The organism is Enterococcus mediterraneensis, assembly GCF_900604485.1.
Classification (GTDB): domain Bacteria; phylum Bacillota; class Bacilli; order Lactobacillales; family Enterococcaceae; genus Enterococcus_C; species Enterococcus_C mediterraneensis.
In genome coordinates, this window is sequence record NZ_UWOP01000001.1 from 198,999 (window position 1) to 214,537 (window position 15,539).

Consider the following 15,539-nt stretch of genomic DNA (forward strand, 5'->3'; position numbering starts at 1 on the left):
ATCAAACGTTTTTTGAAAAAATATAACCGTCGTTTTAGGATTTTTTTAGTAGTTATGTCTATCTGTCACTTTCTATCGTAAAAAAAAGAGGATGGCATCAAATGATATTGATCCATCCTCTTTGAGTATTCTTTTATCCTTTTATTCTGTGATCGCTGTATTTTCAAATACCAATTGATCATTCAGCAGGCTGATGGTCACTTTAGTTCGTGGCAGGACTCTTCCAGAGACGATCTCTTTAGCCAGCGGCGTTTCGACTTCGCGAGTGATGAAACGGCGCAATGGTCGAGCACCATAAGCTGGTTCGTAAGAGTTTTCCGCGATCCATGTTCGAGCATCTTCTGTGATCTCTAATTGGATTTCTTGATCTTCCAAACGACGAGAAAGTTGTGCAATGATCTTTTCTACAATACCTTTGACATCTTGCAGACTCAATGGTGTGAATAAGATCGTGTCGTCGATCCGGTTCAGAAATTCCGGTTTGAAATGACCTCTTAGCAAGCCCATCACCGATTCAGCCACGGTTTCAGGAATCTTGCCTTCTGCCGTTACTCCGTCCAATAATAATTGGGAACCGATATTGCTGGTCATGATCAAGACGGTATTTTTAAAATCAACGATCCGTCCTTTGGAATCTGTCAAACGACCATCATCCAATACTTGCAACAATAGATTGAAGACATCTGGATGAGCTTTTTCGATTTCATCTAAAAGCACGATGGTATATGGATTCCGGCGAACTGCTTCCGTCAATTGTCCGCCTTCTTCATAACCTACATAACCTGGAGGGGCACCAACCAAACGAGACACCGCATGTTTTTCCATGTATTCGCTCATGTCGATCCGGACCATGTGATCTTCCGAATCAAAGAGATTTTCCGCCAAAGCTTTTGCTAATTCTGTCTTACCAACACCAGTTGGTCCTAAGAACAAGAATGAGCCTAGCGGACGATTTGGATCTTGCAGACCGGCACGAGAACGGATGACCGCATCTGAAACTGCATCCACCGCTTCATCTTGACCGATGACCCGTTTATGAAGAGTCTCGTTAAGTTTCATCAGTTTTTCCCGTTCGCCTTCTACCAGTTTCGTCACTGGAATACCTGTCAAACGGCCGACGACTGCGGCGATCTCATTTTCAGTCACTGATTCTTGGACCATTTTTATTCCATCGGTTTGATTTTTTGCTTCCAGCGCCTGTAATTCTTTTTCTAATTGCGGAATAGTACCGTGACGTAAAACAGCGGCGCGTTCCAAATCATAATTATTTTCCGCGTCCTCTAATTCGTGTTTCGCTTTATCGATCTCACTGCGCTTATTGGAAACCGCATTGACTTCTTCTTTTTCCGTTTCCCACTGCATCTTCATTGCGTTGGCTTCTTCCCGCAATTCAGCTAATTCCTGCCGCAGGATCGCCAAGCGTTTTTTCGATGCGTCGTCGGATTCTTTTTTCAATGCCGCTTCTTCGATCTCCAACTGCATCAAACGACGCGTCACCTGATCAAGCTCGGTCGGCATCGAATTCATTTCTACACGAATGTTCGCGCTGGCTTCATCCACCAAGTCAATGGCTTTATCCGGCAAAAAGCGGTCGGTGATATAGCGATCCGATAATGTCGCAGCGGCTACCAACGCATTATCATGGATATTGACACCATGATGGATCTCAAAACGTTCCTTCAATCCCCGCAAGATAGAGATGGTATCTTCGACTGTCGGTTCTTTTACTAGGACCTTTTGGAATCGCCGTTCAAGAGCTTTATCTTTTTCCATATATTGACGATATTCATCCAGTGTGGTGGCACCGATGGTATGGAGTTCTCCTCGTGCCAACATTGGTTTTAATAAGTTGCCCGCGTCCATGCTGCCTTCTGTTTTACCGGCACCAACGATATTGTGGATCTCATCAATAAATAAAATGATCCGCCCGTCAGATTTTTTGACTTCTTTTAAGACTGCCTTCAAACGTTCTTCAAATTCGCCGCGGAATTTCGCGCCGGCGATCAATGAACCCATGTCTAATGAAAAGATCGTTTTGTCTTTTAAATTTTCTGGTACGTCTTTGCGGACGATCCGTTGCGCCAGCCCTTCTACGATAGCGGTCTTACCGACACCCGGTTCACCGATCAGGACTGGATTATTTTTCGTCTTCCGTGTCAAGATCCGGATAACATCGCGAATCTCTTCATCACGTCCAATAATCGGGTCCATCTTGCCATTTCTTACTTGTTGGACAAGATCGACACCGTATTTTTCTAATACTTTGTATTGTTCTTCTTGATTTTGGGAAGTCACGCGTTCCCCTCCTCGCATATCTTCGATCGTTTTTCGTAATTCTTTTTCAGTGATACCTTGAGTAAGCAGGTACTTTGTCAAACGATAATTTTTCAACCGCATCAAAGCTAAAAGAACGATCTCTGTGGAAAGATAATCGTCTTGGAATTCCTGCCGCAATGTATCAGCTTCTGAAAGCAAGTGGAATAGATTTTGGCTCATGCTTTGGCCATATTGTACATTCCCGCCTTCGATGGTTGCTATTTGATCCAGTGCATTGTCGATTTCTTCTTCGAATGCCTCGACATTCAAACCGGCATCCGCATAAAAATTGCGTCCAAAATGATTTGGCTGCAAGAAAATTTTCCATAAGTGAGCAATGTCGATTTCTTGATGGTGGCGAGTAATGGCAATTTGCTGTGCTTCAGCGATCGCTTCTTGAAGCGTCGTTGTCATTTTTTCACTATTCATCGTTATTCCTCCCATCTTTTCTGTGAGATCTTTTTCATCCCACAAAATAAATTATACAACTTTGGTCAATTTTGGTCAAAAAAAATCTCTGAAACAAAACGTTTGTTTCAGAGATAATTAAGCGTTAATTGCCTTCTTTTTTGATTTCTTTGATCTCCACTCGGATCATTCGGCGTTTTTCCATCAGGACATATACAAATCCCATTAAAAACGGCAGAATATAGGTTGCAAAACGATAAAGAAGCATAGAAGAGACCGCATCTACTGTCCCTACCAGCGGCTTGAACAATAACAGATAAACAAATTCAAAAGAACCGATCCCAGCTGGCGACGGGATCACTCCCGCTAAAATCACCGCAAAGCTGATCAATCCGAAAGCCAAAAGAAAATCCAAATCAGGATGATTATTAGCCAACGCCGCGTAAGGGATCAGGTACCAAGGGATCATCTTCAAGAGATTCCACAAATAGATCCGCAGCATTACCGAGCGATCTTTCAAGATTCGATAGACCGTTTCGCGTAAAGAATATACCTGAAGATTGCATTTATCCACTAGACCACGCAATCTGGCAGATTTGAACAAGCGATTGCTCACTTGCACAAAAAGTACTTGGATACGCAGGCTGATCGAAAGAATGATCAAAAAAGCGATGATCACAAAAGTTAAGATCATGCCGGCTATGATAAAGTAAATCATTTTAGGCGCATGGACGTAAAATAGCGAAAACTGAACGATCAATCCTAAGAGCGCATATGTTAATAAAGCAGCTTTATACATGATCATATGTAATGCAGTGACCCCAACGCTTTGGGATAGCGGCAGTTCTTTTTTATGATAAAAATTGACTTCGGAGATCAATGTACCGGCGCCAAATGTGATCAGACGATAAAAAGCCGAGTAAGAAGCCGTCATAATCCCATCTATCCCTCGAAAATTTGGTTGGAAGACCCGTGCGATCTCTTTAATGGAGAAGCCTTCAAAGATTTGGTACAGCACCCCAAGAAATGTGATCAGCAGCAGAACGAAAAGACTGGTATCTTTCAATTCCAAAAAGATGTCGGCTAAGGAGTTTTTCACTAAATAAAACAATACGCCAAAAATGATCAGCAACAATAAAATATTAAATAATAGCTTGAATGCAGATTTTTTCTTCATTTAAAGCTCCTACAAAAGATAAAATACAAGGGCAGCGTCGAACAATATTCCAATAATGAAACAAATCGTAAATTTTCTTTTGAGTGTTTTATGGCGAAACAAGCGTTGTGCCGCCAATCCGCCCAAACCACCGCCAATGATCCCCATAAACAACATGTTGGATTCAGGGATCCGCCATTGATGTTTTTGCGCCCGGCGTTTGTCATAAGCCATCAAGAAAAAAACATACCCGTTGACTAACAGCAGATAGAACCAAATCGGGTGTGCGAAAAAAACATTCATACTTATACAATTCTCCAATTCTTTTTTATAAAAACTTCAGACGGAAACACAGTTTTTCCGTCTGATAACCCTAAAAAGAGCAGCATAAAAGCGGCATTTGCAACGATTTGCAACTTGTTGCCGCTTTAAGCTCTCCAAACAGCGGATTAGTTTCTTGCGGCATTCAATTCCGCGATTTTCACGATGACATCCGTTGCTTTTTCCATTGATTGCAAGCTGACAAATTCAAAACGACCGTGCATGTTTTCGCCGCCAGCAAAAATATTTGGTGTCGGTGTTCCAAGATAAGAGATCTTTGAGCCGTCAGTACCACCGCGGACTGGTTCAATGATCGGTTTGATGCCTAATTCCACCATCGCGTCATTAGCGATATCGATGATGCTCATATTTTCTTCGATGATCTCCCGCATATTGTAATATTGATCATACATATGAACAGAAATTCGTTCTTGATCGAAAGCGGCGTTCAGTTTTCCTTGGATCTCGTTGATTTTATTTTTCCGTCCTTCAAAAGATACACGGTCATGATCACGGATGATATAAGTCATTGTTGCTTCTTCCGGTGTCCCGTCCAACGCCAATAAATGGAAGAATCCTTGATAGCCGTCGGTTTTTTCCGGCACTTCATCAGCAGGCAGCTGATTATGGAAATCAATAGCTAATTGCAGCGCGTTGATCATGGTATCTTTGGCAGTTCCGGGATGGACATTCTTCCCTTGGATCGTGATCTCCGCTTGTGCCGCATTAAATGTTTCAAATTGTAATTCCCCTACAGGTCCGCCGTCCATCGTATAGGCGAAATCTGCGCCGAATTGTTCTACATCGAATTTGTCTGCGCCGACACCGATCTCTTCATCAGGACCAAACGCGACTTTCAGTGTACCATGTTTGATCTCAGGATTTTTGATCAAGATCTCCATTGCAGTCATGATCTCAGCGATCCCTGATTTGTCGTCAGAACCTAATAAGGTCGTTCCGTCAGTTGTGATCAATGTTTCGCCTTGGTAATTGCGTAAATTAGGGAAATCTTGGACATTCAGCGTGAATTTGCCTTCTTTGTCTAATTGGATCGTTGATTCACCGTCATAATTTTCAATGACCTGTGGATTAACTCCCACCGCATTAAAATCGGCAGTATCCATATGAGCGATAAATCCGATCGTTGGAACAGGTCTGTCGATGTTGCTAGGCAATGTCGCGATGACATAACCATTTTCTTCATTGTACAGAACATCTTTCATTCCAAGATCGATCAGTTCTTTTTTCAGTTCTTGCGCAAAATCGACTTGCGTTTGCGTAGATGGTGTCGTTTGGCTAGACGCATCTGAACGGGTTTCAGTTTTTACATAGCGTAAAAAACGTGGTAATAGATTTTCATACATATTGATTCGCTCCTATCTGTATTGGAAAGGGTTTGTATTAGTCGTTGAAGGAATACATTCGATCGACCAATTTTCCTCTTCTTTCCATTGGTTCATTTTTTCAATAAATTTATCGATGCAGACACGTTCGATATTATGCCCTGGATCAATGACTGTCAAACCTGCCGCTTGCATATCATGGGCAGTGTGATAACTGACATCACCGGTGATATAGACATCCGCACCGTGTTTTAAAGCATCCGGATAAAAACCGGCTCCGCTGCCGCCGCAGATCGCGATTGTTTGCACCATCTGTTTGGCATTTGTCGGGGTGATCAAACGCAGCCCGTCCAATTCAAACACTTCTTTGACCTTTTGGCAGAGGTCTTCAATGGTGACTGGTTTTGCCAAAGTTCCCACGCGGCCGATCCCAAATCTGACAGGCGCATTATCTAAAGGCAAAAGATCAAATGCTGGTTCTTCATAAGGATGTACAGCATACATCGCCTGTAAGACAGCAGCTTCCCGCGTTTCTGGATAAATCACTTCGATCCGTGCTTCTTGGACTGCTTCTTCTTTATTCGCCTCGCCGATTGCCGGGTGTGCTTCACTTGTCGGAGTGAAACGGCCAGTCCCGATCAATGAATAGCTGGTGCGGTGATAATTTCCCTGCTGGCCGGCACCGGCATCGCCTAACGCCTGCCGCATGTCTTTTGCAAAATCAACTGGTACGTAAACCGCTAATTTCTTCATACGTACTTGATGGGTCTCTTTCATAAAGTCTGTGACTTTAATTTCCAGCATTTCGCAAAACCAATCATTCAAGCCGTCCCAAATGATATCCATATTAGTATGGGCGGCATAGACTGCGATGTCGTGCTTCAAAAGATCGATATACATTTTTTGTTGAGGATCATCTGATGTCAACCGTTTGATTGGCCGAAAAATCGGCGGATGCTTCGCGATCAGCAGATCGATTTTTTTATCGATAGCTTCTTGGACGACTTCTGGACGAACATCCAGTGTCATCATGACCCGCTGGATCGGCTTATCCAATGTGCCTAAGTGCAAACCTACCGGGTCACCTTCTTCAGCCAGCCACTGGGGACAATACTGTTCAAAACGTTTAATGAATGTCTTTCCTGAAATGCTCATTACCCGATCGCCTCCCTGATCCATTGGATTTGTCGTGTGATTTCTTGGACTTTATCTTGCGGAAGCTGATCCGCTTGTTGTAACTGTTGCAAGACTCGTTCTTTTTGCAGCAATTCCCGCTGCCATTTGTTTCGGAACGTTTCATTTTTTTCTTTTAATAGAAACGGACCAAAAAACAGCTCCTGTTCCGTATAAAGTACCGGCTTTTCTGTTTTTTCCGCTACGATGATCTCGTAGATTTTTTGATGTTCTTCGATGATCTCTTCGTGAATGATCTCATAGTTATTGCTCATCAGCCAGTTACGCAATCCGGCTTCACCGACATTCGGCTGTAAGATCAAACGTTCTTTGCCAGTAACTTGCTGTTGGGCAACACCGTTTTCTAAAATATTGCGGATCAATGTGCCTCCCATACCGGCGATGGTAATGGCAGTGATCTCGTCTTCCGGATGAACAGCAGCCATGCCATCTGCTAGGCGTACAGTGATCTTGTCAGTCAATCCGCTTTTTTGGACTTGTTTTTTCGCGGATTCAAAGGGTCCTTTGACGACTTCTCCGGCTACTCCGTAAGAAATTTTATTCTGCAGCATCAATGCTACGGGCAGATACGCATGATCTGAGCCGATATCAGCCAATCGAGCGCCTTCAGGAACCGCAGCTCCCACTCGCTGCAAACGCCGGGATAAACCTTGCTCGTTCATTTTGACCTCCTTGTTTCTGGTTATTTATTAAAAAATGAGTTTCAGCTTTAATTATTATAGCATTGATTTTCTGAAAAAAGCGTGTCTCAAGCAAAAAAACCGAGATTTTGCTAGGGCATCCTCTCAGTATTTTTGTAATTATTCAATTGATTTCTGTCGTTATTCCACGATCGTTATAGTGATGTTTTCACCAGGGACTTGCGGCGGGATCGACATGGTCATGATAGGTAAACCGTTCATTTCCGCTTGGATAGTCATGCCTTTTTCTAAAGACTCGGCTTTTTCCGCCGGCAGATTCAAGATCACCCCATCGTGGAAATTCGGCACGATATTTTCCGAATCTTCAACAGCTTCAACTTTTTTCAAGAGCACACTGACAGAATCTTCAAAGTGCTGGTCGACAGATTCGATTTTGCCGGTAAAGATCGTTTGCATCGTTTCACCTGCTTGTTGTGTTGATTTTGTTTCGGTTTCTTTCGTCGTTTGTTCCGTAGCATTGGTAGAGTTGACAGGCTCTGCATCGGCTTGCGGTTCATTTCCGCAAGCGGTCAGCAACAGCACCGCCCCCAAAAGAAAAATTCCTTTTTTCATCGGTTCCTCCTCTATCAGCCATTGCGGCGATTTTCACCTAGCATAATGATTTCTTTGGTTAAATATCGGATGCGTTCCATAATGCGTTTGGCTTTCAATGGTTCATCTGCGTTTTTCGTGATGCTTAAATGTTTTTCAAGTCCATCCATCGTCAGATTGGAGGTGAAAAATGTCGGCAGCTGTTCCTGCATACGATACTGCAAGATCACACCAAATACTTCATCTCTGGTCCATGAAGTCATGGCATCAGCTCCTACATCGTCCAAGATCAGAATCGGCGCTTTTTTCACCGCGTCCAACTTTTCATTGACAGTATTGTCCGCGATGGCGCTTTTGATCTGCGAAGTAAATGTCGGAAAGTGGACCAGTGTCGAGGAATACCCTCGTTTAGCCAATTCGTTAGCCATCGCTCCTAACAAATAGGTCTTACCGACACCAAAGTCTCCAGCAAGATACAATCCTTTATGAAATGTCCGGGGATTTTCTTCATAAAATCGGATGAAGCGCATCGTTTCAAACAACGCTTCTTCTCGTTCGACTGTTTTATCAAAGCTTTTCATAGTAGCGTTGCGGATATCTTTTGGTATATCGATGGTATTGATTCGACTTTTGATCTCTTCTTGTTTTTTACGCTCTAATAAGGCTTGAGTCGGCACATAGGTGACATCGACAAAATGGAAGTTCAGGGTCAACTGGGGTTCATACCCTGGCGCGATCATGGTCGGATCGTTTACTTCAAATTTGCGTTTTTCCTGCACGAATTCATAGATCTTCGCGTAGCTTTTTTCGATATCTTCTTGGGTCAGTTTGTCTTTGTGCTCTTCTAAAAAAGCCGTGACATCAGGATCTTTCATTACTGATTCCATCATCTCGCTGTAACGGGAGCGGTAATTGCGCCGATTCAGCATTTTATCGATATTTTTTCCAACATCTTCCATCATTTTTCACCTTCTTCATCATTGAAGTATTCTTTCATCATTCGATCGATCTCCGCTTTACGCTGCGGATCACTGGCAACGGCTTTCGCTGATGCCGACCAATCTGGCAACTCTTCCCGTTTTTGCGGTGACTGCTGCCGTGAATAAGCAAGCTTTGTTTTTTTCTGCAGCTTGTTTTTCGCCAATTCTCTGACATGCTGGATCGCGGCTTCTGGAGAACGGATATTTTTTTCCGACCAGTCAGCGGCGATCTGATTGGCTAATGCCGGAGCAAGGGAGCTTTTATTTTGGACTACCAAGAGATAATTGATCAGTACATTGATCACACTATTCGGCAACGGCGATTTTTGCACCAGATCTTGAACCAGCCACTCTTCATTTTTAGTGACAAAACTTTTCTTCGTCTGCTTGATGGCCGTCAAATATTCCATCGGCGCCAAGTCTTCGCTTTGTCGGATCATTTCCAGATCTTTATCCGTATAACCTTGCTGTTTCAACGTATTGAAACGCCGCAGCTGCTGATCATCTGTCTGTTCGTCGGTTTCTTTTTTATAAAAAACTTTATTCTCTTCAATGACAGTTTTTTCTAATGCTTTCTCATCGATAGAACCGTCTGTTAATGAAACGACGCCGGCCATCAACTCTACCAGTTTCATCTCGTCATATCCATATAGCTCATGGTACAACGTTAATTTTTCTTTTAATGAACCGGTAAAAGCGGAACGATCAATAAATTTACGCTCAGCCATATCCATGATAAAGGTCCAATTTAATTGTTTTGTATCTAATTGCAGTTTGTTTTCTTTCTCAAGCGGGAAGGCATTAGACACCTTATCCAGCTTTTCTTCCTGACGTCCGAACTCTTTTTCCGACCATAAGAAAACATCCGTGAATTTCTGGGTGACTTCTTCGTAACCGGAAGTATCAACAGGTCTTGGACGAAAACGCCGCATCAGCTGCTGAAACTTATCTTCGCCGACTTTGCTTAAAAGCAGAAACGACATCAGCTGTTCTCTGAAAAAGATTTGCGGATGCAGAGGCTCATACAACTCATAGAAAAGCATTTTGCCGAATTCCGGATCGTTTTTCTGAAAACTCCGCAACAGTCCAATCCCTTCCAGACGTTTGCGGGCTTCAAAAAAGCGGGGCAGCCCCACATCCATTGCATTCAGCAAATCGAGATGGGTAAACTCTTCTGCCGTTTTATCTGCGGCGTCACCGATCAAACAGAAGTACAAACTCATGGCATCGCCGCCGATGATCGGCTGATACAGATAAAGCAATGCTTGCTGACCTTCTTGGGTCAACGGCTGCTCTTTTTTCACTTGATAAATATTTTTTGGTTGGATCTCATACCAGGCATTTTCCAAGAAAAGCCCTCCTTCTAACTACTTTTCCGTGTGGTCAGAAGCTTTAGCTTTTTCAACAATATCCTGCAATTCCTTCAAGAAAACAGACATATCTTTAAACTGACGATACACACTGGCAAAACGGATATACGCGATCTCATCGACATCGACAAGGTCTTCCATCACATATTCACCGATCAAATTCGTTGATACTTCATTGACACCTAAACTGCGGACACGATTTTCCACGTGATCCACGATCTGTTCCATTTGTTCCATCGCTACCGGACGTTTTTCAGCAGATCGGATCAATCCTCGCAAGATTTTATCGCGATTGAATTCTTCTCGATCACCGTTTTTCTTCACAACTAAAAGCGGTGCCGCTTCGATCCGTTCAAAGGTTGTAAAACGAAACCCGCAATTTTCACACTCACGGCGGCGGCGGATCGTCCGGCCTTCATCTGTTTGACGACTATCAATAACACGAGAGCTGTTATGGTGACATTTTGGACAACGCATAGTTTCACCTCATTATTCTTTTGATTTTTCTCTAAAAGCAAAAATTTTTTCTTTTATTTATTGCTTAATTATAACATGAAAACAGCTATACTGCGGAATTCACGGCAAAAAATCCCTTGAAAAACCCGAATTATCCTTGCTTTTTTTATTTTTTGTTCGTTTCTGACCTCCATAGGCTTTTTATGTAAACAAAAAACTCTGATTGCTCAGAGTTTTTCTTCAATACCTGTATAATGCTTCATTCGTTCTTCTTCTATCCGCTCTTCATTTAACCCGTCTTCTGCAAGCTTATCGCTTTTTTCAAGATCACGGCCGACATGTTCTTTTGTCGCATCCTGAGTCTGTGCCTTCTTTTCTTCGTGCATATCTTCCAGCTCTTCGATCCGTTTCTTGCGCTGTTCTGAATGCAGTTCCGCATCTTCTTTTTGAACTTTTCCTTCTTGAGAAAGTTCCTCGTTATTCGTCAAATCGCCGATTTTCTTTTTAGCAGACCCAACAATTTTATCTTTCAAATTACTCATACCAACCTGCCTCCTTTTGCTTCTACTATAATTTTAGCAAAACAGACCGATATAAACAAAATTTTTGAACGATTATGGGCAAAACAAGAGAAACTTATGATCCTCTAAAATCAGATAAATTTTTTCTGACGCAGCCAGCTGGTTATTTGTTCTTGAAGTTGTTGGATCGTTCCTTGATTATCAAAGAAAATATCAGCACGACGGCGTTTTTCCTCCATCGACAGCTGGCTTTTGATCCGCTTGGAGGCTTCTTCCAATGAAAGGTTATCGCGTTTCATCAAGCGTTCCAGCTGGATTTCTTCAGGAAGATAGACTACCGCCACCTGATCCATATAATGATCGTAATGGCCTTCATACATTAAAGGGATATCGGCGATCACTAATGGCGCTTCGCTTTTGCCTTTTTCGATCTGCCGCAAGATCTCGGAACGAATATACGGATTCAATATCTGATTGAGACGATCCAGTTTTTGTTTATCAGAAAAAACAATCCGCCCCAATTTTTTGCGATCCAGGCTGCCGTTTTTTTGCAGAATGTCATCGCCGAATTCTGACACGACCGCCGCTCCCCCGGGTGTCCCCGGTTCAACCACTTGGCGGGCCACTTGATCTCCGTCTACAATGGGAAAATCGTATTTTTGAAACACTTCGACCGCCGTACTTTTTCCTGTGGCGATTCCGCCAGTGATCCCTAAAACAAAACTCATCTTCTTACCCTCAATTTTTGACATGATGGACAAATATGGGTTCCTCGTTGGGCGACCTTCAATTTAACGATCGGTGTCCCGCAGCGAGGACAAGGTTTACCGGTTTGTCCGTAGGCGTTCAATGAAAGCTGGAATTTTCCCGCTTCTCCTAACGCGTTCAAATACGTTCGAATCGTTGTACCGCCGGCTTCCACAGCTTTTTTCAATACATCGATGATTGCTTCTCGCAAAAGGGCGATCTCTTCTTCTGTTAATGTGTTGGCTGGCTGTTCCGGATGGATCTTGGCTTGCCATAACGCTTCATCTACATAGATATTTCCCAAACCGGTAACTAATTTTTGATCAAGCAGCAACGGTTTGATGGCTTTATGGGATTTTCTCAATCCTTTTGTAAACGCCTCTAATGTAAACTGCTCTGGCAATGGTTCCGGACCTAACTGCATGATCCCTTTGTAATATGGACTTTGGTCTTTTTCCACTAAAGCCATCCGACCGAATTTCCGCACATCCCGATATTGCAGTTGGCTGCCATCGGTAAAGTGAAAGATCACATGAGTATGTTTATCTACGATAGGATCCGTTTCGAAAAATTCATACTTGCCTTCCATCCGCAAATGAGAAATCAAATCATTAGCAGACAATTTGAAAATCAAATATTTTCCCCGACGAGAAATATCTTCGATGGTTTGACCGGCTAATTGGACTTGAAACAACAAGATATCTGGCGTTTCGATGATTCTAGGCCATAAGATCTCGACATTTTCAATAGTTTTTCCTTTGACTAGCTGAACTAATCCTTTTCTGACTGTTTCTACTTCTGGTAATTCTGGCAATTTTTTTCACCTTTTCTATTTCGCATCGTACCACGTTTTGCCCCAGCTGCTGTCGGTAACTAATGGAACATGGAGTTTTACAGCATTTTCCATGACTTCTTTTACCAAACGATCCAGCTGTTCCAGCTCGCTTTCAGGTACTTCAAACACCAATTCATCGTGGACTTGCAGCAGCATGACTGCTTCCATCTTTTCTTCTTTCATTCGATTCGCCAAATCGATCATAGCGATTTTTAAAATGTCCGCGGCACTTCCTTGGATCGGTGTATTGATAGCTGTCCGTTCCGCAAAAGAGCGCAGATTGTAGTTGCGGGCGTTGATATCCGGCAAATAGCGGCGGCGATGATAAAGGGTTTCAACGTAGCCTTTGTCTTTGGCGTCACGTACGATATCTTCCATATATTGTTTGACACCGGGATATTTTTCAAAATAGGTATCGATATATTGTTGAGCCGCTTTTCGCGAGATCCCTAAGTTTTGAGACAAACCATAATCAGAGATCCCGTAAACGATCCCGAAATTCACCGCTTTGGCTTGGCGGCGCATATTTGGCGTCACGTCTTCCGCTTTTTCAATGCCAAATACCCGCATCGCTGTGCTGGCATGGATATCTTGTCCTTCAATAAAGGCCGCTTTCAAATGTTCATCATTGGAGATATGGGCCAACACCCGTAACTCGATTTGAGAGTAGTCAGAAGAATAGATCAGCCAATCTTTTTCACGAGGAACGAATGCTTGACGGATCTTGCGACCTTCTTCCAAACGGATCGGGATGTTTTGCAAATTCGGATCAACAGAACTCAAACGACCAGTCTGGGTCAATGTTTGGACGTAACGAGTATGGATCTTGTCGTCTCCTTGGATGACTTTCAGCAATCCTTCCACATAGGTAGACTGGATCTTAGCGATCTGACGATAATTCAAGATGTGTTCTACGATCGGCGCTTGTTCCCGCAACTGTTCTAAAACATCGACTGCGGTGGAATAACCGGTCTTGGTTTTCTTGATCACTGGCAACCCCATTTTTTCAAACAAGATCACACCTAGTTGTTTTGGCGAATTGATATTGAAGGTCGTTCCAGCTTCTTGATAGATTTTTTCTTCGATTTCATGAAGGCGTTCAGAAAATTCGCCTTTCATTTCATGCAATCGGCTCGCGTCGACTTTGATGCCGGCGATCTCCATTTCCGCCAAGATTCGTGAAAGGGGCAATTCCATTTGATAGAACAAATCGCTTTGATTTTTTTCTTCCAAACCTTTATCCAAGTGGTCGCTCAACCAATGGATCGCTTGGATTTTACGGGCTAAATGAGCGAAAAAGATTTCTTCATCTTCCGGAAGTCCTTTTTTTGCCCCTTTTCCATAAACTGCATCATCCGATTGGACCTCTGTATAATCGTATCGGGCAGCCAAGCTGGCGATATCATTGCTGTTGTCACTGGTATCCAATAGATAAGCAGCCAGCAGGACATCAAATCTGATCCCTTCTGGACGGACTGCGTAGCGTTTCAATGCCACATAGGTTCGTTTGGCATCAAACACTTTTTTATTGTTTTTCTCCGTCAGCCAATCGATGAAATATTGATTTTCAAAAATATCCTCGCTGTTGGTCACATAGATCGTTTGAGGTGTTCCCCACGCAACACCGACAATATCTTCCAGATGATAATTATCTCCCATCATTTCCACGTATAAAGCCATGTCAGGAGCAAACATCTCTTGAGTAAACGTATCGACCACTTTAAATTGGATATCTTCCATATCTTCTTGCGGTTCATCAATGTTTAGTTTGCTTAAAAAGGAATTGAAGTTCATTTCTTTATAAAATGGAACAAGTTTTTCCAAATTCTTCCCTTGATAGATCAACGAATCGATATCAACATCGACAGGTGCGTCGGTATTGATCGTGGCTAATTGTTTAGAAAGAAATGCCTGTTCACGATCATTGATCAGGTTCTCTTTCATTTTGCTTTTTTTCATTTCGTCGATATTTTCATAAATACCTTCGACTGAGCCGTACTCTTTCAACAACTTGATAGCCGTCTTTTCACCGATCTTAGTCACACCCGGGATATTATCAGACGCATCTCCTGCCAGACCTTTCATATCGATGATCTGCTGAGGTGCAAGACCATCATATTTTTCCCGAATATGTTCAGGAGTATATGCTTCGATCTCGCTTACGCCTTTGACAGTAATATCGACTTTGATCTCGTCGGTAGCTAATTGTGTCAAATCTCGGTCACCCGATAGGATCACAACATCAAACTCGTTTTTATCTACTCTTGTTGCCAGTGTACCGATGATATCATCCGCTTCATAGTTTTCCAGTTCATAATAGTTGACCCCTAATCCTGTGATCAACTCCCGGATATAAGGCAGCTGTTCTCGAAACTCACCAGGTGTTTTCGAACGTCCCGCTTTATATTCCGGATAGATTTCCGTCCGAAATGTCGTTTTTCCCGCGTCGAAAGCTACAAGAACGTGGGTCGGTTTTTCTTTTTGCATCACATTTTCAAACATTGTATTGAACGCGTAAATCGCATTCGTGTGGAGTCCGTTATTGTTTTTAAAACGTTCCAGTGAATTGTGCAGCGCAAAAAACGCGCGAAATGCCACACTGTTTCCATCTACTAATAAGAGCTTTTTTTTAGGCATAGTTGTTAACTCCTCTTCTAAAC

General features: G+C 42.8%; 14 protein-coding genes. All 14 read right to left on the reverse strand.

All coding sequences use genetic code 11. The annotated features are described in order from the left end of the window. Window positions 1-141: 141 nt before the first annotated feature. The 14 genes from clpB to polA all read right to left on the reverse strand — a co-directional run bounded on the left by clpB (window position 142) and on the right by polA (window position 15,516). Entirely contained in the window at window positions 142-2,745 is a 2,604-nt protein-coding gene (gene clpB, locus EFB00_RS00965; protein WP_122645076.1) for an ATP-dependent chaperone ClpB, read from the reverse strand. A 124-nt stretch (window positions 2,746-2,869) separates the two neighbouring features. Further along, the gene (locus tag EFB00_RS00970) at window positions 2,870-3,901 is read right to left on the reverse strand and encodes a lysylphosphatidylglycerol synthase transmembrane domain-containing protein (RefSeq protein WP_122645077.1); all 1,032 of its coding nucleotides are present in this window, start codon (window positions 3,899-3,901) and stop codon (window positions 2,870-2,872) included. Window positions 3,902-3,910: 9 nt separating this feature from the next. After that, window positions 3,911-4,183 (reverse strand): DUF1294 domain-containing protein, encoded by a 273-nt coding sequence (locus EFB00_RS00975; RefSeq protein WP_122645078.1) that lies wholly within the window; start codon window positions 4,181-4,183, stop codon window positions 3,911-3,913. 146 nt (window positions 4,184-4,329) lie between these two features. Further along, complete coding sequence (gene pepT, locus EFB00_RS00980) at window positions 4,330-5,565, reverse strand: peptidase T (protein WP_122645079.1); 1,236 nt, start codon at window positions 5,563-5,565, stop codon at window positions 4,330-4,332. 12 nt (window positions 5,566-5,577) lie between these two features. Continuing rightward, window positions 5,578-6,699: a Nif3-like dinuclear metal center hexameric protein gene (locus EFB00_RS00985; RefSeq protein ID WP_122645080.1), complete on the reverse strand. Its 1,122-nt coding sequence runs from the start codon at window positions 6,697-6,699 to the stop codon at window positions 5,578-5,580. Further along, entirely contained in the window at window positions 6,699-7,400 is a 702-nt protein-coding gene (locus EFB00_RS00990; protein WP_122645081.1) for a tRNA (adenine(22)-N(1))-methyltransferase, read from the reverse strand. The genes EFB00_RS00985 and EFB00_RS00990 overlap by 1 nt, the downstream gene beginning before the upstream one ends. A 159-nt stretch (window positions 7,401-7,559) precedes the next feature. Further along, on the reverse strand, window positions 7,560-7,991 hold the full coding sequence (locus EFB00_RS00995) for a membrane lipoprotein lipid attachment site-containing protein (protein ID WP_122645082.1): 432 nt from the start codon (window positions 7,989-7,991) through the stop codon (window positions 7,560-7,562). Between the two features lie 14 nt (window positions 7,992-8,005). Then, on the reverse strand, window positions 8,006-8,929 hold the full coding sequence (gene dnaI, locus EFB00_RS01000; RefSeq protein ID WP_122647004.1) for a primosomal protein DnaI: 924 nt from the start codon (window positions 8,927-8,929) through the stop codon (window positions 8,006-8,008). Then, window positions 8,929-10,299, reverse strand: coding sequence for a replication initiation and membrane attachment family protein (locus EFB00_RS01005; RefSeq protein WP_122645083.1), 1,371 nt, complete (start codon window positions 10,297-10,299; stop codon window positions 8,929-8,931). Before EFB00_RS01005 ends, dnaI begins: the two co-directional genes overlap by 1 nt. Before the next feature lie 18 nt (window positions 10,300-10,317). Next, on the reverse strand, window positions 10,318-10,797 hold the full coding sequence (gene nrdR / locus EFB00_RS01010) for a transcriptional regulator NrdR (RefSeq protein ID WP_122645084.1): 480 nt from the start codon (window positions 10,795-10,797) through the stop codon (window positions 10,318-10,320). Window positions 10,798-11,003: 206 nt separating this feature from the next. Beyond that, window positions 11,004-11,318, reverse strand: a complete 315-nt coding sequence (locus EFB00_RS01015; protein WP_122645085.1) for a CsbD family protein — start codon at window positions 11,316-11,318, stop codon at window positions 11,004-11,006. Window positions 11,319-11,428: 110 nt separating this feature from the next. Continuing rightward, window positions 11,429-12,049: a dephospho-CoA kinase gene (gene coaE / locus EFB00_RS01020; protein ID WP_122645086.1), complete on the reverse strand. Its 621-nt coding sequence runs from the start codon at window positions 12,047-12,049 to the stop codon at window positions 11,429-11,431. Beyond that, window positions 12,022-12,858: a DNA-formamidopyrimidine glycosylase gene (gene mutM / locus EFB00_RS01025; protein WP_122645087.1), complete on the reverse strand. Its 837-nt coding sequence runs from the start codon at window positions 12,856-12,858 to the stop codon at window positions 12,022-12,024. Before mutM ends, coaE begins: the two co-directional genes overlap by 28 nt. A 15-nt stretch (window positions 12,859-12,873) precedes the next feature. Continuing rightward, complete coding sequence (polA, locus tag EFB00_RS01030) at window positions 12,874-15,516, reverse strand: DNA polymerase I (protein WP_122645088.1); 2,643 nt, start codon at window positions 15,514-15,516, stop codon at window positions 12,874-12,876. Window positions 15,517-15,539: the final 23 nt, after the last annotated feature.

Bases quoted from the DNA above. Each gene is read 5' to 3' on its own strand.
- clpB (WP_122645076.1), bottom strand. From the start codon at position 2,745: ATGAATAGTGAAAAAATGACAACGACGCTTCAAGAAGCGATCGCTGAA.
- EFB00_RS00970 (WP_122645077.1), bottom strand. From the start codon at position 3,901: ATGAAGAAAAAATCTGCATTCAAGCTATTATTTAATATTTTATTGTTG.
- EFB00_RS00975 (WP_122645078.1), bottom strand. From the start codon at position 4,183: ATGAATGTTTTTTTCGCACACCCGATTTGGTTCTATCTGCTGTTAGTC.
- pepT (WP_122645079.1), bottom strand. From the start codon at position 5,565: ATGTATGAAAATCTATTACCACGTTTTTTACGCTATGTAAAAACTGAA.
- EFB00_RS00985 (WP_122645080.1), bottom strand. From the start codon at position 6,699: ATGAGCATTTCAGGAAAGACATTCATTAAACGTTTTGAACAGTATTGT.
- EFB00_RS00990 (WP_122645081.1), bottom strand. From the start codon at position 7,400: ATGAACGAGCAAGGTTTATCCCGGCGTTTGCAGCGAGTGGGAGCTGCG.
- EFB00_RS00995 (WP_122645082.1), bottom strand. From the start codon at position 7,991: ATGAAAAAAGGAATTTTTCTTTTGGGGGCGGTGCTGTTGCTGACCGCT.
- dnaI (WP_122647004.1), bottom strand. From the start codon at position 8,929: ATGGAAGATGTTGGAAAAAATATCGATAAAATGCTGAATCGGCGCAAT.
- nrdR (WP_122645084.1), bottom strand. From the start codon at position 10,797: ATGCGTTGTCCAAAATGTCACCATAACAGCTCTCGTGTTATTGATAGT.
- EFB00_RS01015 (WP_122645085.1), bottom strand. From the start codon at position 11,318: ATGAGTAATTTGAAAGATAAAATTGTTGGGTCTGCTAAAAAGAAAATC.
- coaE (WP_122645086.1), bottom strand. From the start codon at position 12,049: ATGTCAAAAATTGAGGGTAAGAAGATGAGTTTTGTTTTAGGGATCACT.
- polA (WP_122645088.1), bottom strand. From the start codon at position 15,516: ATGCCTAAAAAAAAGCTCTTATTAGTAGATGGAAACAGTGTGGCATTT.